Origin of the sequence: Streptomyces sp. NPDC089424, assembly GCF_044749345.1 — a bacterium.
Lineage (GTDB): Bacteria > Actinomycetota > Actinomycetes > Streptomycetales > Streptomycetaceae > Streptomyces.
Genome location: NZ_JBIVHU010000005.1, coordinates 326803 through 348863, shown reverse-complemented (window position 1 = coordinate 348863; position 22061 = coordinate 326803). Strand labels below are relative to the sequence as shown.

Genomic DNA, 22061 nt, shown 5'->3' with positions numbered 1-22061 from the left:
GTGCATGTCGTACTCGCTGGTGGGGGGACCGCCGGCCACATCGAGCCCGCGCTCGCCCTCGCGGACGCGCTGCGCAGGCAGGACCCGACGGTGGGGATCACGGCCCTCGGCACGGAGCGCGGCCTGGAGACCCGGCTCGTCCCGGAACGCGGCTACGAGCTGGCGCTGATCCCGGCCGTCCCCCTGCCGCGCAAGCCCACTCCCGAGCTGATCACCGTCCCGGGCCGGCTGCGCGGCACGATCAAGGCGGCCGAGCAGATCCTGGAACGCACCAAGGCGGACGCGGTGGTCGGCTTCGGCGGCTACGTCGCCCTGCCCGGCTACCTGGCCGCCAAGCGGCTCGGCGTGCCGATCGTGATCCACGAGGCGAACGCCCGCCCCGGCCTCGCCAACAAGATCGGCTCCCGGTACGCCTCCCAGGTCGCCGTCTCCACCCCTGACAGCAAGCTGCGCGGCGCCCGCTACATCGGCATCCCGCTGCGCCGCTCCATCGCCACCCTGGACCGGGCCGCCGCCCGTCCGGAGGCCCGCGCGATGTTCGGCCTCGACCCCAACCTGCCCACGCTGCTGGTCACCGGCGGCTCGCAGGGCGCCCGGCGGCTCAACGAGGTGGTCCAGCAGGTCGCCCCGTGGCTCCAGCAGGCCGGGATCCAGATCCTGCACGCGGTCGGCCCGAAGAACGAACTGCCGCAGGTCCACCAGATGCCGGGGATGCCCCCGTACATCCCGGTAAGTTACCTGGACCGGATGGACCTCGCGTACGCCGCGGCCGACATGATGCTCTGCCGCGCCGGCGCGATGACCGTCGCCGAGCTCTCCGCCGTCGGACTGCCGGCCGCCTACGTCCCGCTGCCCATCGGCAACGGCGAACAGCGGCTGAACGCCCAGCCGGTGGTCAAGGCCGGCGGCGGCCTGCTGGTCGACGACGCGGAACTCACCCCGGAGTGGGTGCAGCAGAACGTCCTGCCCGTGCTCGCCGACCCGCACCGGCTGTACGAGATGTCCCGCGCCGCCGGTGAGTTCGGCCGCCGGGACGCCGACGAAATCCTCGTCGGCATGGTGTACGAGGCGATCGCCGCCCACCGTGCACAGCGCTAGGCACGTTTGAACGGAAGGCAGGGAGCGTGGCCGGACCGACCACCGCCGAGCGCGGTGCACGCCAGCAGGAGACGTCCGGCCCGCCCCCCGTCCGGAGGTTGGGGCTGCCCAGGCTTCGTACGATCATCATTCTTGGGCTTGTCCTGATTCTCCTCGGCGCCGGCGTCGGCTGGCTCCTGTACGGCGCGCAGTGGACGCGCGTGGAGCGGGTCACCGTCTCCGGGACCGGCGTCCTGACGCCCACGCAGGTGCGTGAGGCCGCCGACGTACCGGTCGGCGCCCCGCTGATTTCCGTCGACACCGACCGGATCGAGACGCGGCTGCGCCGGAAATTGCCCCGAATTGACGCGGTTCGGGTGGTGCGTTCCTGGCCGCATGGAATCAGTCTCAAAGTGACCGAGCGGACCCCGGTCCTGCTCGTCGAAAAGGGCCGCGAGTTCATCGAAGTGGACGACGAGGGTGTCCGTTTCGCCACGGTTTCTGAGACCCCGAAAGGCGTTCCGCTCCTGGAATTGACGGTGTCCCGGTCGGGTTCGGCCGCGCCCAGTCACCGGCGTTTCGGGGAGCGGCGCCTGGTGCGCGAGGCGGTCCGGGTCACCGCCGCGATTCCCCCGGCGGTCGCCCAGGACACCCGGGTCGTCAAGGTCCGCTCCTTCGACGACATCTCACTGGAGTTGACCGGCGGACGCACGGTCGAGTGGGGGAGTGGCGAGAAGGGGCGGGCGAAGGCCCGTAGTCTCACCGCCCTCATGAAAGCCGCCTCCGGTGCCCGGCACTTCGACGTCAGCGTTCCCACCGCCCCTGCGTCATCAGGGAGTTGACGCACATCAGCGCAGGCCAGCACCCTGGTTGGGCAGCGCTACGGCTGATCACATAGGGTGAAAAGAAAAACGGGAGGTTCGGCGTGTTCGTTGAACGTGCGCCACTTGTCGACTTAGTGTCCTGTTCAGAAGACTCCAGGGAACACACACACTGGTAACCCTAAACTTCAGCGTTAGGGTTCGGGTCGGCGTTACGGACCGTCCCATTCGGCATCAGTCGTCGGACCGCGGGGCACCGCGAGACGACGGCACGTAATTCGAGGCGAGAGGCCTTCGACGTGGCAGCACCGCAGAACTACCTCGCAGTCATCAAGGTCATCGGTGTCGGCGGCGGTGGTGTCAATGCCATCAACCGGATGATCGAGGTCGGTCTCAAGGGTGTCGAGTTCATCGCCATCAACACCGACGCGCAGGCGCTGTTGATGAGCGACGCCGACGTGAAGCTCGACGTCGGCCGGGAACTCACCCGCGGACTAGGCGCCGGAGCCAACCCGGCCGTCGGCCGCAAGGCCGCCGAGGACCACCGCGAGGAGATCGAGGAGGTCCTCAAGGGGGCCGACATGGTCTTCGTGACCGCCGGAGAGGGCGGCGGCACCGGCACCGGCGGCGCGCCCGTCGTGGCGAACATCGCCCGCTCGCTGGGCGCCCTCACCATCGGCGTGGTCACGCGCCCGTTCACCTTCGAGGGACGGCGCCGCGCCAACCAGGCCGAGGACGGCATCGCCGAACTCCGCGAAGAGGTCGACACCCTCATCGTCATCCCGAACGACCGGCTGCTGTCCATCTCGGACCGCCAGGTCTCGGTCCTCGACGCCTTCAAGTCGGCCGACCAGGTCCTGCTCTCCGGTGTCCAGGGCATCACCGACCTCATCACCACCCCCGGCCTCATCAACCTCGACTTCGCCGACGTCAAGTCGGTCATGTCGGAGGCCGGTTCGGCCCTCATGGGCATCGGCTCGGCCCGCGGCGACGACCGCGCGGTGGCCGCGGCCGAGATGGCGATCTCCTCGCCGCTCCTGGAGGCGTCCATCGACGGCGCCCGGGGCGTGCTGCTGTCCATCTCCGGCGGCTCGGACCTCGGACTGTTCGAGATCAACGAGGCCGCCCAGCTGGTCAGCGAGGCCGCCCACCCCGAGGCCAACATCATCTTCGGCGCGGTCATCGACGACGCCCTCGGCGACGAGGTGCGGGTCACCGTGATCGCGGCCGGTTTCGACGGGGGCCAGCCCCCCGCCCGCCGGGACACCGTCCTCGGCTCGTCCTCCGCCAAGCGCGAGGAGCCGGCTCCGGCACGGCAGCAGACCGAGAGCCGCCCGTCGTTCGGCGCCCTCGGCAGCGTCAAGCCGAAGGAGGAGCCGGAGCCCGCGCCCGAGCCGGTGAGCGAGATCCAGGCGCCCCCGCCGGTGCCGCCGTCGCGCGCCTACTCGGACAGCGCGGCCGAGGAGCTGGACGTACCGGACTTCCTGAAGTGATAGGACAGCGCGAGACCGTGAACGGCGCGCACTTCGCTTTCACCGACAGGTGGGGCGGGGTGAGCGCCGTTCCGTACGAGGAGCTCAACCTCGGCGGGGCGGTCGGGGACGACCCCGAAGCCGTACGGACCAATCGTGAGCTGGCGGCCAAGTCCCTCGGGCTCGACCCCGGACGGGTCGTCTGGATGAACCAGGTGCACGGCGACGACGTGGCCGTCGTCGACGGACCCTGGGGCTCCGCGGCGAAGATCCCCTCGGTCGACGCGACGGTGACCCGGCAGCGGGGCCTGGCCCTCGGTGTCCTCACCGCCGACTGCGTACCCGTCCTGCTCGCCGACCCCGTCGCCGGGGTCGCCGCCGCCGCCCACGCGGGCCGTCCCGGCATGGTCGCCGGGGTCGTCCCGGCCGCGCTACGCGCGATGATGGAACTGGGTGCCGAGCCGGAGCGGATCGTCGCCCGCACCGGCCCCGCCGTCTGCGGCCGGTGCTACGAGGTGCCGGAAGCGATGCGTGCCGAGGTGGCCGCCGTCGAGCCGGAGGCGTACGCCGAGACGAGCTGGGGCACGCCGGCGGTCGACGTGACCGCCGGAGTGCACGCCCAGCTCGCCCGGCTCGGGGTGAGTGACCGGGAGCAGTCGCCCGTGTGCACGCTGGAGTCGGGCGATCACTTCTCGTACCGCCGCGACCGCACGACCGGTCGGCTCGCGGGCTATGTGTGGCTGGACTGATCGGACATGACGGACCGTAAGGACGAACTCGCCAGGAATCTGGCACATGTGGAAGAGCGCATCGCCGCCGCGTGCGCGGCCGCCGGGCGGCGGCGCGAGGAGGTGACCCTCATCGTGGTCACCAAGACCTACCCCGCGGCCGATGTGCGGATCCTGTCGGAGCTCGGCGTGCGCCATGTCGCCGAGAACCGGGACCAGGACGCGGCACCGAAGGCCGCGGAATGCTCGGATCTGCCCCTTACTTGGCATTTCGTCGGTCAGTTGCAGACCAACAAGGTGCGCTCCGTGGTCGGGTACGCGGACGTCGTGCAGTCCGTGGATCGCTCCAGGCTGGTCACGGCTCTGTCCAAGGAGGCCGTACGCGCCGGGCGCGAGCTCGGGTGCCTGATCCAGGTCGCGCTCGACGCGGGCGAGAGCGCGCGGGGGGAGCGGGGCGGTGTGGCCCCGGGCGGCGTCGGGGAGTTGGCCGACCTCGTGGCCGGGGCGCCGGGGTTGCGGCTGGACGGACTGATGACCGTCGCGCCGCTCACCGGGGAGTTCGCGGGACGCGAACTGGCGGCGTTCGAGCGGATGATGGATTTGTCGACTGACATGCGCCGGACCCATCCGGCTGCCACCATGGTCTCGGCAGGGATGAGTGCGGACCTCGAACAGGCCGTGGCCGCCGGAGCGACACATGTGCGCGTCGGCACCGCGGTACTCGGAGTCCGCCCCAGGCTCGGGTAACGTCGCCAAGAAGTCGGACCACAGCAGAAAATATGGTCATTGCCGTCGCAGGGCGGGCGTAACGACCTCGTGGATCGCGGGCACTTGGCAGTCGTCAGCCGATCCACCACAGAGCGGAGGACTCAGAGCATGGCCGGCGCGATGCGCAAGATGGCGGTCTACCTCGGCCTCGTGGAGGACGATGGGTACGACGGCCGGGGATTCGACCCCGACGACGACTTCGAACCCGAACTCGACCCGGAGCCCGAGCGGGACCACCGGCGCCACGAGTCGTCGCACCAGTCTCACAGTGCACATCAGTCCCAAAGGGACGAACCGGTGCGAATGGTGCAGCCTCCGGCGCAGCGCGAGCCGGTCGCCCACGCCGCTTCGCTTCCCGCGGAATCCGGACGTCCGGCGCGCATCGCGCCCGTGGCATCCATCACACAAGAACGTCAGAGCCTGGAGAAGAACGCACCGGTGATCATGCCCAAGGTCGTGTCGGAACGAGAGCCGTACCGGATCACCACGCTTCACCCGCGGACCTACAACGAAGCCCGTACCATCGGGGAACACTTCCGTGAGGGCACCCCGGTGATCATGAACTTGACTGAGATGGATGACACAGATGCCAAGCGACTTGTCGACTTTGCGGCGGGTTTGGTGTTTGGTCTTCACGGCAGTATCGAGCGGGTGACGCAGAAGGTGTTCCTGTTGTCTCCTGCTAACGTCGATGTCACGGCGGAGGACAAGGCCCGCATCGCAGAGGGCGGGTTCTTCAACCAGAGCTGAGACGTACGACCGGAAACATCAGTACAAGCATCACCGAGCAGTACCCAGAGCATGGATCAGGGGAGAGGGAAGCAAGGGTCATGAGCGTGGTCCTGGATGTCGTCTACATCGCGCTGATGTGCTTCCTCATCGTGCTCATCTTCCGGTTGGTCATGGACTACGTCTTCCAGTTCGCCCGCTCATGGCAACCCGGCAAGGCGATGGTGGTCGTTCTGGAGGCCACCTACACTGTCACTGATCCACCGCTCAAGCTTCTGCGGCGGTTCATTCCGCCGCTGCGTCTCGGGGGCGTGGCGCTCGACCTGTCCTTCTTCGTACTGATGATCATCGTCTACATCCTGATCTCGATCGTGAGTCGGCTGTGAGCGATGTGAACTACGGTCTTGCCGAATGCCGACGACTACGTTGAGGTGAAGAGATGCCGTTGACCCCCGAGGACGTGCGGAACAAGCAGTTCACGACCGTCCGCCTCCGAGAAGGCTATGACGAGGACGAGGTCGATGCCTTCCTCGATGAGGTCGAAGCCGAGCTGACCCGTCTGCTGCGTGAGAACGAGGACCTGCGCGCCAAGCTGGCCGCGGCCACCCGTGCCGCCGCGCAGAACCAGCAGAACATGCGCAAGCCCCCGGAGGGGCAGGACCAGCAGCAGGGGATGCCCCAGCAGGGCATGCCCGGGCAGGGCATGCCGCCGCAGGGTATGCCGCAGCAGGGCATGCGCGGTCCCGGCGCTCCGGTACCCGCCGGCATATCGGGCCCGCCGCAGCAGCAGATGGGTGGCCCCATGGGTGGCCCGCCCCAGCTGCCGAGCGGTGCCCCGCAGCTGCCCGCCGGTCCCGGCGGTCAGGGTCCGCAGGGTCCCGGCCCGATGGGTCAGGGTCCGATGGGTCAGGGTCCGATGGGTCAGGGTCCGATGGGCCAGGGACCGATGGGCCAGGGACCGATGCAGGGCCAGATGGGCCCGGGTCCCATGGGCGGTCCGATGGGTGGCCCCGGTATGCCCGGTCAGGGCCCCGGTGGCGACAGCGCCGCGCGCGTCCTGTCGCTTGCCCAGCAGACCGCCGACCAGGCGATCGCGGAGGCCCGTTCCGAGGCCAACAAGATCGTCGGAGAGGCTCGTTCGCGCGCCGAGGGCCTGGAGCGGGACGCCCGCGCCAAGGCCGACGCGCTGGAGCGGGACGCCCAGGAGAAGCACCGCGTCGCGATGGGCTCGCTGGAGTCCGCCCGCGCCACGCTGGAGCGCAAGGTCGAGGACCTGCGCGGCTTCGAGCGGGAGTACCGCACGCGCCTGAAGTCCTACCTGGAGTCGCAGCTGCGTCAGCTGGAGACCCAGGCGGACGACTCGCTCGCCCCGCCGCGGACCCCCGCGACCGCGTCCCTCCCGCCGTCCCCGGCGCCCTCGATGGCCCCGGCCGGCGCGAGTGCCCCGTCCTACGGCGGCAACCCGACGATGGGTGGCGGCCCCTCGCCGGCCGGCCCGTCCTACGGTGGCCAGCAGCAGATGTCCCCGGCGATGACCCAGCCGATGGCTCCGGTGCGGCCGCAGGGCCCCTCGCCGATGGGTCAGGCCCCCTCGCCGATGCGCGGGTTCCTCATCGACGAGGACGACAACTGACGGTCGGTAGTACGGCGTAGACGTCGGCAGCGTTCATAGGGCGGGGCCCCGGATTCCGATCCGGGGCCCCGCCCTTGTGCTACGCGTGTTCACGGTATTTGCCGTGTGTGTTCGGATGTGGGCGCAGTTGTATGGGTGCACACCATGCCGAAGGCCTGGGCCCACCAAGATTCTCCGGTGGGCCCGGGCCTTCGGCGCGGGTGCTACTGCTTGCGCAGGCGGAACGTCAGCGCCAGCGGCTCGTCCGTGAACGGGGCACCGTAGCTGTCGTCCGCCTCGCCCTGCGCGAAGTCCGTCGCCAGGACCTCCTCGGCGATCAGCGTGGCGTGGTCGCCGAGCGCGGCGATCAGCGCCGGGTCGGTCGCGGTCCAGCGCAGCGCGATGCGGTCGGAGACGTCGAGGCCGCTGTTCTTGCGGGCCTCCTGGATCAGGCGGATCGCGTCCCGCGCGAGGCCCGCGCGGCGCAGCTCCTCCGTGATCTCCAGGTCGAGGGCGACCGTGGCGCCCGAGTCCGAGGCCACCGACCAGCCCTCACGCGGGGTCTCCGTGATGATGACCTCGTCGGGGGCCAGCGTGATGGTCTCGCCGTCGACCTCCACCGACGCCGTGCCCTCGCGCAGGGCGAGGGAGAGCGCGGCCGCGTCGGCGTTCGCCACGGCCTTGGCGACGTCCTGGACCCGCTTGCCGAACCGCTTGCCCAGCGCGCGGAAGTTGGCCTTGGCGGTCGTGTCGACCAGGGAGCCGCCGACCTCGCTCAGCGACGCGAGCGACTCGACGTTCAGCTCCTCCGTGATCTGCGTGTGCAGTTCGGGGGAGAGCGCGTCGAAGCCCGTGGCGGCGATCAGCGCGCGCCGCAGCGGCTGACGCGTCTTGACGCCCGACTCCGCGCGGGTGGCCCGGCCGAGCTCCACCAGGCGGCGCACCAGCACCATGTGCCGCGACAGTTCCGGGTCGATGGCGGTCAGATCCGCCTCCGGCCAGGAGGACAGGTGCACCGACTCCGGAGCCCCGGGCGTGACCGGCACGATCAGGTCCTGCCAGACCCGTTCGGTGATGAACGGGGTCAGCGGGGCCATCAGCTTGGTGATCGTCTCGACGACCTCGTGCAGGGTGCGCAGCGCCGCCTTGTCGCCCTGCCAGAAGCGGCGCCGGGAGCGGCGCACGTACCAGTTCGACAGGTCGTCGACGAACGCGGAGAGCAGCTTGCCGGCGCGCTGGGTGTCGTAGGCCTCCAGGGACTGGGTCACCTGGTCGGTCAGCGCGTGCAGTTCGGACAGCAGCCAGCGGTCGAGCAGCGGGCGGTCGGCCGGGGCCGGGTCGGCCGCGGACGGGGCCCAGTTCGACGTGCGGGCGTACAGCGCCTGGAAGGCGACCGTGTTCCAGTAGGTCAGGAGGGTCTTGCGCACGACCTCCTGGATGGTGCCGTGACCGACGCGGCGGGCCGCCCAGGGGGAGCCGCCGGCCGCCATGAACCAGCGGACCGCGTCCGCGCCGTGCTGGTCCATGAGCGGGATCGGCTGCAGGATGTTGCCCAGGTGCTTGGACATCTTGCGGCCGTCCTCGGCGAGGATGTGGCCGAGGCAGACGACGTTCTCGTACGACGACTTGTCGAAGACCAGGGTGCCGATCGCCATCAGCGTGTAGAACCAGCCGCGCGTCTGGTCGATGGCCTCGCTGATGAACTGCGCCGGGTAGCGGGACTCGAAGAGTTCCTTGTTCTTGTACGGGTAGCCCCACTGCGCGAACGGCATCGAACCCGAGTCGTACCAGGCGTCGATGACCTCCGGGACGCGCGTGGCCGTCTTCTCGCACTCGGGGCAGGCGAAGGTGACGTCGTCGATGAACGGGCGGTGCGGGTCGAGGCCCGACTGGTCGGTGCCGGTCAGCTCGGTGAGCTCGGCGCGGGAGCCGACGACCGTGAGGTGGTCGTCCTCGCAGCGCCAGATCGGCAGCGGGGTGCCCCAGTAGCGGTTGCGGGACAGGGCCCAGTCGATGTTGTTGTTGAGCCAGTCGCCGTAGCGGCCGTGCTTGACGGTGTCCGGGAACCAGTTGGTCCGCTCGTTCTCCGCGAGCAGGCGGTCCTTGACGGCCGTCGTGCGGATGTACCAGGACGGCTGCGCGTAGTAGAGCAGCGCGGTGTGGCAGCGCCAGCAGTGCGGGTAGCTGTGCTCGTACGGCAGGTGCCGGAAGAGCAGGCCGCGCTCGCCGAGGTCCTCGGTGAGCTTCTCGTCCGCCTTCTTGAAGAAGACGCCGCCGACGAGCGGGAGGTCCTCCTCGAAGGTGCCGTCCGGGCGCACCGGGTTCACGACCGGCAGGCCGTAGGAGCGGCAGACCTTGAGGTCGTCCTCGCCGAAGGCGGGGGACTGGTGGACGAGGCCGGTGCCGTCCTCGGTGGTGACGTACTCGGCGTTGACGACGAAGTGGGCCTCGGTGCCCTCGGGGAACTCGACCAGCTCGAAGGGGCGCCGGTACGTCCAGCGCTCCATCTCGGCGCCCGTGAAGGTCTCGCCGGTGGTCTCCCAGCCCTCGCCGAGGGCCTTCCCCACCAGCGGCTCGGCGACGACGAGCTTCTCCTCGCCGTCGGTCGCGACGACATAGGTGACGTCGGGGTGGGCGGCCACGGCGGTGTTGGAGACGAGGGTCCACGGGGTGGTCGTCCACACCAGGAGCGCGGCCTCGCCGGCGAGGGGGCCGGAGGTGAGGGGGAAGCGGACGTAGACCGAGGGGTCGACGACCGTCTCGTAGCCCTGGGCCAGCTCGTGGTCGGACAGGCCGGTGCCGCAGCGGGGGCACCAGGGGGCGACGCGGTGGTCCTGGACGAGGAGGCCCTTGTTGGAGATCTCCTTCAGCGACCACCAGACGGACTCGATGTACTCGGGCTCCATGGTCACGTACGCCTCGTCGAGGTCGACCCAGTAGCCCATGCGGGTCGTCAGCTCGGAGAAGGCGTCGGTGTGGCGGAGCACGGAGGCGCGGCACTTGTCGTTGAACTCGGCGATGCCGTACGCCTCGATGTCCTTCTTGCCGGAGAAGCCCAGCTCCTTCTCCACCGCGAGCTCCACCGGCAGGCCGTGGCAGTCCCAGCCGGCCTTGCGGGCCACGTGGTAGCCGCGCATGGTGCGGAAGCGGGGGAAGACGTCCTTGAAGACGCGGGCCTCGATGTGGTGGGCGCCCGGCATGCCGTTCGCGGTGGGGGGGCCTTCGTAGAACACCCACTCGGGGCGGCCCTCGGACTGCTCCAGGCTCTTGGCGAAGATCTTCTGCTCGCGCCAGAAGTCGAGCACGGCGTGCTCGAGGGCGGGCAGGTCGACCTGGGCGGGCACCTGGCGGTACGTCGGCGTTGTCATCAGCGAGCTTCCTCCGGCGGACTTGCTGCCTTCCGTCCGGAGGGACGAGAGCTCCGACTTCCTACGCCGCTTTGGCGCGCTCCCGCGGTACCACCCTCCTTGGCTCGCCGGCGCGGGGTGTGCGTCGGTGAGCCCCCTCATTGGGGTCGCGACACCGGTTCTACGGCCCTCGCTCGTGAGCGGGGCTTTCTTCCGGCGGCTCCGGGGTGATCTTCACGTCGCGCTCGCCCCCGGGCTTCCACCGTCCCCGGGTCGCTCTGGGCTGCGTACGCCGCTACTCGTCCCCATCCACGCCTTTCGCTCCGCCCAGTGTACGGCGCCCGGCGGAGCGGGGCCGCCCGTATTTTGCGCGGCGATGATGTGGGTGTATTTTGACCCGATTGGTCAATTATGTGAAGTCGGATCCTGTGATGTCCGGCTTGGCGGATTACCCCGCGGGGAGCTGGGCACAACGCATGCATGCCGGGCGCGTGGCGGTCGCGGGGTGGGCGATTCGGGCGGCGTGCCCCGTTGCCGCGGGCGTCGCGTCGATTTATCGTCCCAGCACGATTCGCGTGCAAGATCACAATATGTGAAGGGGCCGCGGCCATGGTGGCGAAAAAGACCGCCGCAGAGCAGTCGGCGTCCGGCAGGTCGAGGCACGCCCCCGGCGGGGCGGCCAAGGGCGCGAACGGCAGGACGGGCGCGCAGGGCATGGCCTCGGCGGCGAAGCGCGCGGTCGACAAGGCCGTGGAGAGCGTGAAGCAGCTACGGGGCGTGGCCTCGGCGGGGATGGGCGGGGGGACGTCGCCGGACGGGGAGGACTCGGGGGCCTCGGCGGTGGGGTCGGCGGCGAGTGTGAGGGACGGGAAGGCGACCACGAAGAAGGCCGCCGCCAAGAAGGCCGACGCCGTCACCGGGGAAGGCCCGGCCAAGAAGACGGCGGCGAAGAAGGCTGCCGCCGGTAGGACCGTCGCGAAGAAGACCGTGGCGAAGAAGACCGCGGCGCCGAGGAAAGCGGTCGCCGGGGAGGATGCGGCGGCGGCTGAGGCTGTGGGGAAGAAGGCGGCCGCTAAGAAGACTGCCGAGGCCACCGGCGCGGTGGGGAAGAAGCCGGCGGCGAAGAAGACCGCGGTGCCGAGTAAAGCGGTCGCCGGGGAGGATGCGGCGGCGGCTGAGGCTGTGGGGAGGAAGGCGGCCGCTAAGAAGACTGCCGAGGCCACCGGCGCGGTGGGGAAGAAGCCGGCGGCGAAGAAGGCCGCGGTGCCCGCGGAGGCTGGGGGGCCGAAGAAGGCGGCCGCCAAGAAGACCGCGGCGGAGCCGAGGAAGGCCGCCGCCAAGAAGGCTGCTGCGAGGAAGACCGCGGTGCCTGCGGAAGCCGTCGCCGAGGAGGCTTCGGGGCCCGGGAAGGCCGCGAAGAAGGCCCCGGCGTCCAAGGAGCCGGCCGCGAAGAAGGCCGCGAAGAAGGCCGCGGCCAAGAAGGCGGTGCCCGGTGACAAGGCCGGGGGCCGGGAGACGGTGGCCGGTGACGAGGTCGTGGGTAGGAAGGTGGCGTCCGCGAAGGCGGGTGGGGCCCGGAAGAGGGCCGACTCCGCGCGTGCGGGGGACGAGGAGGAGGTCGGCGCGAAGGTGACGGCAACCGGGGGCGCGGCGGCTGGTGCCGCGGCGGAGACCGGGGCCGGGCAGGAGCACGCCCCGCCAGGGGCGGGCGGGCGGGGTTCGGGCAAGAAGGCGGGCGCGGCGCAGGCCGCGAAGCAGACGGGAGCCACGACGGTGGTTGCGAAGAAGACCCCTGGGAAAGCCGCGGCGGCGAAGACGGCTGTCCCCAAGGCGCGCGTCGCCGCGGCGGAGCCGGGCGACCTCGCGGTGCGCCCCGGTGAAGACCCCTGGACCCCGGAAGAGGTCGAGGAGGCCCGCGCCGAGCTGACGTCCGAGATGGAGCGGCTGGGCGCCGAGATCGCCAACGCCGAGTCGTCCCTGGTCGGCCTGATGCGCGACTCGGGGGACGGCGCCGGGGACGACCAGGCCGACACCGGCGCGAAGAACATCACGCGCGAGCACGAACTGGCCCTGGCCGCCAACGCGCGCGAGATGCTCACCCAGACCGAGCACGCCCTGCAACGCCTCGACGCGGGCACGTACGGCCTGTGCGAGAACTGCGGCAACCCCATCGGCAAGGCCCGTATGCAGGCCTTCCCCCGGGCCACCCTGTGCGTCGAGTGCAAGCAGAAGCAGGAGCGGCGTTACTGATCCGCCGATTGCCCTCCGGATGCCTCCTGAGCACGTGCGCCGTCGGCGGCGTGCCGTACCCTCGTGCTCAGTCAGGCACCTAGGTTGAGGGACTCACGTGGCAGAGGCGGAGCGCATCATCGGTACGCCGGGCACCCCGGACGCGGCGCGGGCCGAGCAGGAGCGGCCCGGCGACGACGCCGCGCCGCAGGACCGGCCCGGTGCCGAGGCGGAACGGACCCCGGCCGGCGGGTCCGGCACCGACGAGGGGGACGCTCCGGCCGAGCGGCCCCGCGGCAGGCGGCGGATCGCCGTGCTCTTCGCCGTCGCCGGGTTCGCGTACGCCCTCGACCTGATCAGCAAGATGATCGTGGTCGCCGAGCTGGAGCACCACGAGCCCATCGAGGTCATCGGGGACTGGCTGCGCTTCGAGGCGATCCGCAACGCGGGCGCGGCCTTCGGCTTCGGCGAGGCCTTCACCGTGATCTTCACGGTGATCGCGGCGGTCGTCATCGTGGTGATCGCCCGGCTCGCCCGCAAGCTCTACAGCCTGCCCTGGGCGATCGCCCTCGGCCTGCTGCTCGGCGGTGCGCTCGGCAACCTCACCGACCGGATCTTCCGCTCCCCGGGGGTCTTCAAGGGCGCGGTCGTCGACTTCATCGCGCCCAAGCACTTCGCCGTCTTCAACCTCGCCGACTCGGCGATCGTGTGCGGCGGCATCCTGATCGTGCTGCTCTCCTTCAAGGGCCTCGACCCCGACGGCACCGTCCACAAGGACTGATCAACAGCCTCCGGTCAGCGGTGTCGGACCCGTCCGGCATACTCGACGGGTGAGCACGATTCCCGAGATCCGTACCCTGCCCGTGCCGGACGGCCTGGAGGGCGAGCGCGTCGACGCCGCCCTCTCCCGCATGTTCGGCTTCTCCCGTACCAAGGCCGCGGAGCTCGCCGCGGCGGGCAAGGTGCTGGTCGACGGCGCGGCGGTCGGCAAGTCCGAGCGGGTGCGCGGCGGCGCCTGGATGGAGGTCGAGATGCCGCAGGCGGCCCCTCCGGTGCAGGTGGTGGCCGAGCCGGTCGAGGGCATGGAGATCGTCCACGACGACGAGGACGTGGTCGTGATCGTCAAGCCCGTCGGGGTGGCCGCGCATCCGAGCCCGGGCTGGTCCGGCCCGACGGTCATCGGCGGCCTGGCCGCCGCGGGGTACCGGATCTCCACGTCCGGTGCCGCCGAGCGGCAGGGCATCGTGCACCGCCTCGACGTCGGCACGTCGGGTCTGATGACGGTGGCGAAGTCCGAGCGCGCGTACACCTCGCTCAAGCGCCAGTTCAAGGAGCGCACGGTCGACAAGCGCTACCACGCCCTCGTCCAGGGCCATCCCGACCCCACGAGCGGCACCATCGACGCGCCGATCGGCCGCCACCCCCAGCACGACTACAAGTGGGCGGTCACCGCCGAGGGCAAGCCCTCCGTGACGCACTACGACCTGATCGAGGCCTTCCGCGCCGCCTCGCTGCTGGACGTGAAGCTGGAGACGGGCCGCACCCATCAGATCCGCGTCCACATGGCCGCCCACCGGCACCCCTGCGCCGGCGACCTCACGTACGGCGCCGACCCCACGCTCGCCAAGCGGCTCGGTCTGACGCGGCAGTGGCTGCACGCCGTCCGCCTCGGCTTCGAGCACCCCGGCGACGGCGAGTGGGTGGAGTTCGCCTGCGACTACCCCGAGGACCTGCAGAACGCTTTGGACAAGGTGCGCGAGGAGACCTACGGATGAGCATCGGGTACGTCGTGCGGGTCGCCGAGGAGGCGGCCGACCGCGAGGCGTGTTTCGCGGTACGCAAGGAGGTCTTCGTCGCCGAACAGGGCGTGCCGGAGGACGTGGAGTACGACGCGTACGACGCCGGCGCGCTGCACGTGCTGGCCGTGCGGGAGGACGGCGTGCCGCTCGGGACCGGGCGGCTGCTGTACGGCGCCGCGGCGGCCGGCAAGACCGGGGGCGACCTGTCGGTGGGGGCCCTCGGGCGGCTCGCGGTCGCCCGGGAGGCCCGTGGGCTCGGCGTGGGCGCCGCGCTGGTGCGGGCCATCGAGGACGCGGCCCGCGCGCAGGGACTGGCCGCCGTCGATCTGCACGCGCAGACGCACGCCCTGGGGTTCTACGAGCGGCTCGGATACGTGGCCTACGGCCCGGAGTTCCCCGACGCGGGGATACCGCACCGCTCCATGCGGCGTCCGCTCTGACGTCCGGCGCGGCGTGACCGTGCGGCGCGGGGCCTGACCGTAGGGCGGGGGTTTCGTCCGTTCCGATCTCGGAGTGCTGACCGTGGATCAGTTGGCCCTGTTGTTCGTGCTGCTGCTCGGGGCCGTGGTGAGCGTCCCGGTCGGGGACCGGCTGCGGTTGCCGGCGCCGGTGCTGATGACCCTGCTGGGCATCGTGCTGGCGCTGCTGGACTTCGTGCCGAACGTCGAGATCCCGCCGGATCTGATCCTGCCGCTGCTGCTGCCCCCGTTGCTCTACGCGGCCGTACGGCGCACGTCCTGGCGGCAGTTCACGGCGAACGTCCGGCCGATCTTCCTGCTGGCCGTGGCGCTGGTGTTCGTCACCATGGTGTGCGTGGCCGCCGTGGCCCACGCGGTCGTGCCCGGGCTGCCCCTGGCCGCCGCCCTGGCGCTCGGGGCGCTGGTGGCGCCGCCCGACCCGGTCGCGGCCACCGCCGTCGCGGGGCAACTGGGGCTGCCCCGGCGGCTGGTGTCGATCCTGGAGGGTGAGGGGCTCTTCAACGACGTGACGGCCATCGTGCTCTACCACGTGGCGATCGCGGCCGCGGTGAGCGGGACGTTCTCGCCGTGGGAGGCCGGTGGCCAGCTGGTGCTTTCCGCGGTGGTCGCGGTGGCGGTGGGGCTCGCGCTCGGCTGGGGCGCGAACAAGCTGATGGACGTGCTCGGGGACGCCACCCTCCAGATCAGCCTGACGCTGCTGGTGCCCTACGCCTCCTACGTGCTGGCCGAGGAACTGCACGGGTCCGGGGTGCTCGCGGTCCTCACCACCGCGCTGTTCCTCGCCGAGTACGCGAGCGATCCGGACGACGTGCTGACGCGGCTCGCCGGGCACACCTTCTGGGACATCGTCGACACCCTGGTCACCGGGGTGGCGTTCGGGCTGATCGGGCTGGAGCTGCACAACGCGATCCGTACGGCCTCCGGGCGGTGGGGCGAGCTGCTCGGGTGGTCGGCGGCCGTCGTGGTGGTCGTCGTACTGGTGCGGCTGGCCTGGCTGTTGCCGGCCACCTGGCTCACCAAGCGGCTGCACGCCCGGCGGGACTACGACGAGGAGATCCCGACGAGCTGGCGCGAGACCGTGGTGATGTGGTGGGCCGGGATGCGGGGCGTGGCGTCGGTGGCGCTGGCGCTCGCGATCCCGCTGCGGACGGAGAGCGGGGCGCCGTTCCCGCACCGCGACGAGATCGTGTTCGTCGCGTTCGGCGTGATCATGGCGACGCTCGTGCTCCAGGGGCTGAGCCTGCCGTGGCTGGTGCGGCGGCTCGGCGTGCAGGCGGACACCGCGCAGGAGCAGGAGTTCGAGCGGGCGCTGGCGGTGCGGGCCGCGAAGGCAGCGAAGCGCAGGCTGCGGGAGATCGAGGACGTGGAGGAGCTGCCGGACGAGGTGTCCGAGCGGATGCTGCGGCGGGCCGCGGACATCGGGTGGCGGATCAGCCCGGAGCTGGGGGAGGACGAGCGGCGGGAGGGCCACGAGCAGCGGGCCCGGCGCATGCGCAGGCTGCGGCGGATCGAGGGGGAGATGCTGAGCGCGGCGCGGCACGAGGTGCTGGCGGCGCGCAGTGAGGTGGGGGCGAACCCGGAGGTGGTGGACCGGGTGCTGCGGCAGCTGGACGTGCGCAGTCTGCGGTGAGCGCGGATGCGTGGGCGGGAGGCGGTCTCCCGCCCACTCCCGCCCACGCACCGCCCGCCTCCCGCCGGGAGAGGGGCGAGCCCGACTCGTGCGCCCCCGTCAGCCGCGGTCCGGCCTGGGCGTCTCCACCGCCCGCCGGCCGTCGGGGGAGCGGCGGTGGCCGTTGCGCCCCGGAGGGGGCGTGGCGTCCGCCGTGTTGACGCGGGGGAGGGCGTACTGGTGTTCCTGGATCAGCCAGGCGATCATCCGCTCGCGGACCGTGACCCGTACCGTCCAGACGTCGTCGGCGTCCTTCGCCGTCACCAGGGCCCGTACCTCCATGGTGTTGGGCGTGGTGTCGGTGACGTCCAGGCCGTAGTTGCGGCCGTCCCAGGCGGGGCACTCGCGCAGGATGTCGCGGAGCTTCTCGCGCATCGCGGCCACGGGCGCGGTGTGGTCGAGGTGCCAGTAGACGATGCCGGTCATCTGCGGGGTGCCGCGCGACCAGTTCTCGAAGGGCTTGGACGTGAAGTACGACACCGGCATCGTGATCCGGCGCTCGTCCCATGTGCGGACCGTGAGGTAGGTCAGTGTGATCTCCTCCACGGTGCCCCACTCGCCGTCCACCACGACGGTGTCGCCGATGCGCACCATGTCGCCGAACGCGATCTGCAGTCCCGCGAACATGTTGCTCAGCGTCGACTGCGCCGCCACACCGGCGACGATGCCGAGGATTCCGGCGGAGGCCAGCAGCGAGGCACCCGCCGCGCGCATCGCCGGGAACGTCAGCAGCATCGACGCGACGGCGACCACGCCGACGACCGCCGCGACCACCCGCATGATCAGCGTCACCTGGGTGCGCACCCGGCGGACCCGGGCCGGGTCACGCCGGGCCCGGGAGTTGGCGTAGCGCGAGTAGGAGGTCTCGACGACCGCCGCCGCGATCCGGATCACCAGCCAGGACGCCGAACCGATCAGGACCAGCGTGAGCGTCTGGCCGATGCCGACCCGGTGCTCCTCCAGCAGTTGCGCCTCGTCGTAGGAGCCTCTGAGCGCGGCGGCGCACAGCACGAGCTGGAAGGGGATGCGGCCACGGCGCAGCAGACCCCACAGCGGGGTCTCCGGATGCCGCTGGTCGGCCTTGCGCAGCAGCAGGTCGGTGGCCCACCCGATGAGCAGGCCGAGCACGACGGAGCCGCCGATGACCATCAGGGGGCGGAGCAGGTTCTCCATGTCCTCGAACGTAACCAGTCATCGGGGGCAGTGAACATGTGACTTCCTGGCGGATCGGGGTACTGCCCCGGATCTGCGCCGTCGTATCCGGCTGGCACCATGGCCTCATGAACATCATGCTGTTTCACTCGACCTGGGGCCTCACGCCCGCGGTGCGCGCCGCGGCGGACCGGCTGCGCGCGGCCGGTCACGAGGTGTGGACGCCGGACCTCTTCGAGGGACGTACGTTCGCCACGGCCGAGGAGGGCATGGCGTTCAAGGAGGAGGTCGGCAAGGACGAGCTGCTGAAGCGGGCCGTGCTGGCCGCCGCGCCCTACTCGGAACGCGGTCTGGTCTACGCCGGGTTCTCGTTCGGTGCCTCGGTCGCACAGACCCTCGCGCTCGGCGACGAGCGGGCCCGCGGACTGCTGCTCCTGCACGGCACCTCGGACCTCGCCCCGAACACCTCGGTGGACGACCTGCCGGTGCAGCTGCACGTCGCCGAGCCGGACCCGTTCGAGACGGACGACTGGCTGAGCGCCTGGTACCTGCAGATGCGCCGCGCCGGGGCGGACGTGGAGGTCTACCGGTATGCCGGGGCCGGCCACCTGTACACCGACCCCGAGCTGCCGGACCACGACGCGGAGGCCGCCGAGGCCACCTGGCGGGTGGCGCTCGGCTTCCTCGACAGTCTCTGACGCGGCTGCCGGCGGCTTACACCGGGTCGTACGTGCGCTCCACCTTCTGCGTGCCGCTGCGGGTCCGGTACGAGCGGCTCCAGGAAGCCCTCGTGTCGGCCTTGGTGCGGTCGGCGAGGACGTAGTAGTCCATCTGCGCGCGCTCGGCGGTGATGTCCAGGACGCCGTAGCCGTGGCGGTCGGTGTCCACCCAGTGGACGTGCCGGTTGGCGGCGCGGATGAGCGGCGAGGCGAGGGCGGAGACGGTGCCCTCCGGGACCTTCACCAGGTCGTCCAGGTTGTCGGAGGTGACCGAGGTGACCACGAACTCGGTGGCGGCGGACGCCGACAGCGGGTACGTGCCGGCGTTCACCGGCACGTCGTTGGCCCACGCCATGTGGATGTCGCCGGTCAGGAAGACCGTGTTGCGGATCGCGTTCGCGCGCAGATGGGCGAGGACCTCGCGGCGGTCGTCGGTGTAGCCGTCCCACTGGTCGGTGTTGATGGCCAGGCCCTCCTGCGGCAGGCCCAGCAGCTTGGCCAGCGGCTTGAGCAGCTCGGCGGAGAGCGAGCCGATGGCGAACGGCGAGATCATCACCGAGTTGCCGACCAGCCGCCAGGTGGTGTCGGACGACTTCAGGCCCGCCTTCAGCCAGTCGAGCTGGGCGCGCCCGGTGAGCGTGCGGTCCGGGTCGTCGACGTCGCCGTTGCCGAGGCCGACCTGCTGGGAGCGGAAGGAACGCAGGTCGAGCAGGGAGAGGTCGGCGAGCTTGCCGAAGCGCAGCCGGCGGTAGGTGGTGCCGGCGACGGCCGGGCGGACCGGCATCCACTCGAAGTAGGCCTGCTTGGCCGCGGCCTGGCGGGCCGCCCAGGTGCCCTCGGCGCCCTCGGTGTGGTTCTCGGCGCCGCCGGACCAGCTGTCGTTGGCGATCTCGTGGTCGTCCCAGATGGCCACCACGGGGGCCGCCGCGTGCAGGGCCTGGAGATCCGGGTCGGTCTTGTAACGGCCGTGCCGTATGCGGTAGTCGGCGAGGGTGGTGATCTCGTGCGCGGGGGCGTGCGCGCGCACGGAGGTGCCCCGGGTGCCGTACTCGCCCGCCGGGTACTCGTAGATGTAGTCGCCGAGGTGCAGCCAGGCGTCCAGGTCGCCGCGGACGGCGAGGTGGCGGTAGGCGGCGAAGTAGCCCGCCTCCCAGTTGGCGCAGGAGACCACGCCGAAGCGGAGGTTCGCGACCGCCGCGTCGGCGGCGGGGGCGGTGCGGGCGCGCCCCGCCGGGGAGTCGACGCCGGAGGCCGAGAAGCGGAACCAGTAGTCGGTGGCGGGCGCCAGGCCGCGGATGTCGGCCTTGACCGTGTGGTCGGAGGCGGCGGTTGCGGTGGTGGAACCCGTGGCGACGATGTGCGTGAACGCCTTGTCCGTGGCCACGGTCCAGCTGACCGTGACGTCCGCTCCGAGTCCGGAGCCGGGGGTCGCCTCGGCGATGGGCGTCACGCGGGTCCACAGCAGGATGCCGTCCGGGAGCGGGTCACCGGAGGCGATGCCGTGCAGGAAGGCGGGGGTCTCGGTGGCCGCGAGGGCCGGCAGGGCGCCGGCCAGCGGGGCGGCGAGAACGGCTCCGGCGGCGGCCGCCTTGACGACCGTACGGCGGCGCGGAGCAGGTGAGTTGAGGCCCGTGTCGGGTCTGTTTCGACTGGTCACGGGCGATCAGATTACTGATCGGTAGCGCTTTCGGTAAGGCGCGGGTACGCGAAGAGCGGGCGAACCGGGAAGAGTTCGCCCGCTCGTTCTTCGCGCTTTCTTACGGCGTTACCGCCTGACGTCGTGTTACTTGGTGACGCCCGCGTCCTTGAGCGCCTTCTCCCACTCGGCGACCGAGCTCGGGTTCTCGATCACCTTGTCGTTGATCTTGATGGTCGGGGTCGACTTGACGTCCTTCGTGTTGTCGAAGGAGTCGCTCATCCGCATGGCCCAGGCGTCGTACGTGCCCTTCTCGACGGCGTCCTGGAACTTCTTGTTGTTCTTCAGCGCGTCCACCGTGTCCGCCACCTTGATCAGGTAGCTGTCGTCGGCGAACTCGTCGGAGGACTCCTCGGGGTGGTACTCGGACGAGTAGAGCGCGGCCTTGTAGTCCAGGAACGCCTCGGGGCCGACGTTGAGCGCCGCGCCGAGCGCGCTCAGGGCGTTCTTGGAGCCCTCGCCGCCGAGGTTGCCGTCGAGGAAGGTGCCGAGCGTGAGGGAGAGCTTGTAGGTGCCGTCCTCCATGCCCTTGTTGACGGTCTCGCCCACGGTCTGCTCGAAGGAGGCGCAGGCCGGGCAGCGCGGGTCCTCGTAGAGGTGGATCACGTTGTCGGAGGTGGAGTCGCCGACGAGGACCGTGGTGCCGTCCTTGCCGGAGGTGTTGGCCGGGGCGACGACCTTGGCGTCGGCGGCCGCCTCCCACTTGCTCGGCTGGTTGTTCTGCACGACGGCGTAGCCGATGCCGCCGGCCGCGGCGAGGACGCCGACGACCGAGCAGGCGACGATGATCTGCCGCCTGGCCTTGGCGCGCTTGGCCTCACGCTCGCGCTCGACCCGCAGCCGCTCCCGGGCCGCCGTCTTCGCCGCCTGGCTGTTCCGCTTGCTCATGGTGGTGTTCTCCGTGTGGGACGCGCACGGATCGCGTGCGCTTGCTCGGGTGGGGGACTGGACGTGCGTCGCCGGTCGCGGCAGGCGTTCGCCCGAAGCCTTCGGGTCGCGGTGCCGCGCGGGCCTCGCCGGACGGTGGGTCCGTCAGGTGGCGGCGACGGCGGCGACGCGCGGCGGGCCACGTCGTCCCAGGGAGTGCGTGAGCAGCAGATCGCGCGCAGGCGCCGTGCGGCGCGTGGGGCGGGGAAGCCGGGGGGCCGGCGCGGCGGGCCGCACCGTCCGGGCGGCGGCCGCCAGCAGCAGCGGCCGGAACGTGGTCGCGGCCATCGCGCCGAGCAGTTGTGCGAGGGCGCGCTCGCCCCGGCGCAGCCAGGCCGCCGCCAGCAGGCCGACGCCGACATGGGCGCCGAGCAGCAGCCAGGCGGTCCCGGGGTGCGCGTGCGCAAGGACGGAGGCGACCCGGTCGGTGCCCGTGGTCCCCGCCATCCGCGCCAGCGGCGAACCCACCTCGCCGCCGCCGCACAGCACGTCCAGGCCGACCGAGCGCAGCGGGCCCGCGATCGGGCCGCCCGCCCGGCCGTAGCAGGCGTGCTGGCCCGCGGTGAACACCGTGTCGGCGGCCAGTTCCAGCGGGACCAGCAGTGCGGCGATGCGGCCGAAGCCGCGCTCACGGCCGGCCAGCGCGTACGCGAGGACGAACACGGCGGCGGCGATCGCCGCCACCGTGCCGAGCGGCAGCGGGGCCCGGGACAGCAGCACGTGCGACGCGGTGCTGAGGGTCACGACGATCGCCGTGAACAGCGCCGCGCGTACGGCTCTGAGATGTGTCCCGGATATGTCCATAGCGGGGAGAGTGTGTCACGGACTCCCGTAAGG

19 protein-coding genes are annotated in these 22061 nt (G+C 71.2%); 14 read left to right on the top strand and 5 right to left on the bottom strand.

Annotation, left to right across the window (positions count from 1 at the left end; all coding sequences use genetic code 11):
- The 8 genes from murG to ACIP2X_RS24110 all read left to right on the top strand — a co-directional run bounded on the left by murG (window position 1) and on the right by ACIP2X_RS24110 (window position 7228).
- Window positions 1-1098 (top strand): undecaprenyldiphospho-muramoylpentapeptide beta-N-acetylglucosaminyltransferase, encoded by a 1098-nt coding sequence (murG, locus tag ACIP2X_RS24145; protein ID WP_401676423.1) that lies wholly within the window; start codon window positions 1-3, stop codon window positions 1096-1098.
- A 26-nt stretch (window positions 1099-1124) separates the two neighbouring features.
- Window positions 1125-1919 carry a cell division protein FtsQ/DivIB gene (locus ACIP2X_RS24140; protein ID WP_401676422.1) on the top strand — a complete coding sequence of 265 codons (795 nt, stop codon included), beginning with the start codon at window positions 1125-1127 and terminating at the stop codon, window positions 1917-1919.
- Window positions 1920-2197: 278 nt separating this feature from the next.
- Window positions 2198-3391, top strand: coding sequence for a cell division protein FtsZ (gene ftsZ, locus ACIP2X_RS24135; protein WP_401676421.1), 1194 nt, complete (start codon window positions 2198-2200; stop codon window positions 3389-3391).
- On the top strand, window positions 3388-4119 hold the full coding sequence (gene pgeF, locus ACIP2X_RS24130) for a peptidoglycan editing factor PgeF (RefSeq protein WP_401676420.1): 732 nt from the start codon (window positions 3388-3390) through the stop codon (window positions 4117-4119). The genes ftsZ and pgeF overlap by 4 nt, the downstream gene beginning before the upstream one ends.
- A gap of 6 nt (window positions 4120-4125) precedes the next feature.
- Window positions 4126-4845, top strand: coding sequence for a YggS family pyridoxal phosphate-dependent enzyme (locus ACIP2X_RS24125; protein WP_401676419.1), 720 nt, complete (start codon window positions 4126-4128; stop codon window positions 4843-4845).
- A 129-nt stretch (window positions 4846-4974) separates the two neighbouring features.
- Window positions 4975-5616 (top strand): cell division protein SepF, encoded by a 642-nt coding sequence (locus ACIP2X_RS24120; RefSeq protein ID WP_401676418.1) that lies wholly within the window; start codon window positions 4975-4977, stop codon window positions 5614-5616.
- 80 nt (window positions 5617-5696) lie between these two features.
- Window positions 5697-5981 (top strand): YggT family protein, encoded by a 285-nt coding sequence (locus ACIP2X_RS24115; protein ID WP_007448661.1) that lies wholly within the window; start codon window positions 5697-5699, stop codon window positions 5979-5981.
- Between the two features lie 53 nt (window positions 5982-6034).
- Window positions 6035-7228, top strand: coding sequence for a DivIVA domain-containing protein (locus ACIP2X_RS24110; protein WP_401676417.1), 1194 nt, complete (start codon window positions 6035-6037; stop codon window positions 7226-7228).
- A gap of 203 nt (window positions 7229-7431) precedes the next feature.
- Here the strand turns inward: ACIP2X_RS24110 and ileS are convergent, their stop codons facing one another.
- Window positions 7432-10575 (bottom strand): isoleucine--tRNA ligase, encoded by a 3144-nt coding sequence (gene ileS / locus ACIP2X_RS24105; protein ID WP_401676416.1) that lies wholly within the window; start codon window positions 10573-10575, stop codon window positions 7432-7434.
- Window positions 10576-11541: 966 nt separating this feature from the next.
- Between ileS and ACIP2X_RS24100 the strand changes: the two genes are divergently transcribed.
- The 5 genes from ACIP2X_RS24100 (at window position 11542) to ACIP2X_RS24080 (ending at window position 16691) form a co-directional block, all read left to right on the top strand.
- Window positions 11542-12804 carry a TraR/DksA family transcriptional regulator gene (locus ACIP2X_RS24100; RefSeq protein ID WP_401676566.1) on the top strand — a complete coding sequence of 421 codons (1263 nt, stop codon included), beginning with the start codon at window positions 11542-11544 and terminating at the stop codon, window positions 12802-12804.
- A 97-nt stretch (window positions 12805-12901) separates the two neighbouring features.
- The gene (gene lspA, locus ACIP2X_RS24095; protein WP_401676415.1) at window positions 12902-13564 is read left to right on the top strand and encodes a signal peptidase II; all 663 of its coding nucleotides are present in this window, start codon (window positions 12902-12904) and stop codon (window positions 13562-13564) included.
- A gap of 49 nt (window positions 13565-13613) precedes the next feature.
- Window positions 13614-14558 carry an RluA family pseudouridine synthase gene (locus ACIP2X_RS24090; RefSeq protein ID WP_401676414.1) on the top strand — a complete coding sequence of 315 codons (945 nt, stop codon included), beginning with the start codon at window positions 13614-13616 and terminating at the stop codon, window positions 14556-14558.
- Window positions 14555-15022 (top strand): GNAT family N-acetyltransferase, encoded by a 468-nt coding sequence (locus tag ACIP2X_RS24085; protein ID WP_401676413.1) that lies wholly within the window; start codon window positions 14555-14557, stop codon window positions 15020-15022. The genes ACIP2X_RS24090 and ACIP2X_RS24085 overlap by 4 nt, the downstream gene beginning before the upstream one ends.
- 82 nt (window positions 15023-15104) lie before the next feature.
- Window positions 15105-16691: a Na+/H+ antiporter gene (locus ACIP2X_RS24080; protein ID WP_401676565.1), complete on the top strand. Its 1587-nt coding sequence runs from the start codon at window positions 15105-15107 to the stop codon at window positions 16689-16691.
- Window positions 16692-16790: 99 nt separating this feature from the next.
- Here the strand turns inward: ACIP2X_RS24080 and ACIP2X_RS24075 are convergent, their stop codons facing one another.
- Window positions 16791-17903 carry a mechanosensitive ion channel family protein gene (locus ACIP2X_RS24075; RefSeq protein ID WP_401676412.1) on the bottom strand — a complete coding sequence of 371 codons (1113 nt, stop codon included), beginning with the start codon at window positions 17901-17903 and terminating at the stop codon, window positions 16791-16793.
- 107 nt (window positions 17904-18010) lie between these two features.
- Here ACIP2X_RS24075 and ACIP2X_RS24070 point away from each other — a divergent pair, with 107 nt between their 5' ends.
- The gene (locus ACIP2X_RS24070) at window positions 18011-18580 is read left to right on the top strand and encodes a dienelactone hydrolase family protein (RefSeq protein ID WP_401676411.1); all 570 of its coding nucleotides are present in this window, start codon (window positions 18011-18013) and stop codon (window positions 18578-18580) included.
- A gap of 16 nt (window positions 18581-18596) precedes the next feature.
- Here ACIP2X_RS24070 and ACIP2X_RS24065 read toward each other — a convergent pair whose 3' ends face one another.
- The 3 genes from ACIP2X_RS24065 to ACIP2X_RS24055 form a co-directional block, all read right to left on the bottom strand.
- The gene (locus ACIP2X_RS24065; RefSeq protein ID WP_401676409.1) at window positions 18597-20258 is read right to left on the bottom strand and encodes an alkaline phosphatase D family protein; all 1662 of its coding nucleotides are present in this window, start codon (window positions 20256-20258) and stop codon (window positions 18597-18599) included.
- Window positions 20259-20384: 126 nt separating this feature from the next.
- Entirely contained in the window at window positions 20385-21185 is an 801-nt protein-coding gene (locus ACIP2X_RS24060; protein WP_401676407.1) for a DsbA family protein, read from the bottom strand.
- Between the two features lie 144 nt (window positions 21186-21329).
- On the bottom strand, window positions 21330-22028 hold the full coding sequence (locus ACIP2X_RS24055; RefSeq protein WP_401676405.1) for a hypothetical protein: 699 nt from the start codon (window positions 22026-22028) through the stop codon (window positions 21330-21332).
- Window positions 22029-22061: the final 33 nt, after the last annotated feature.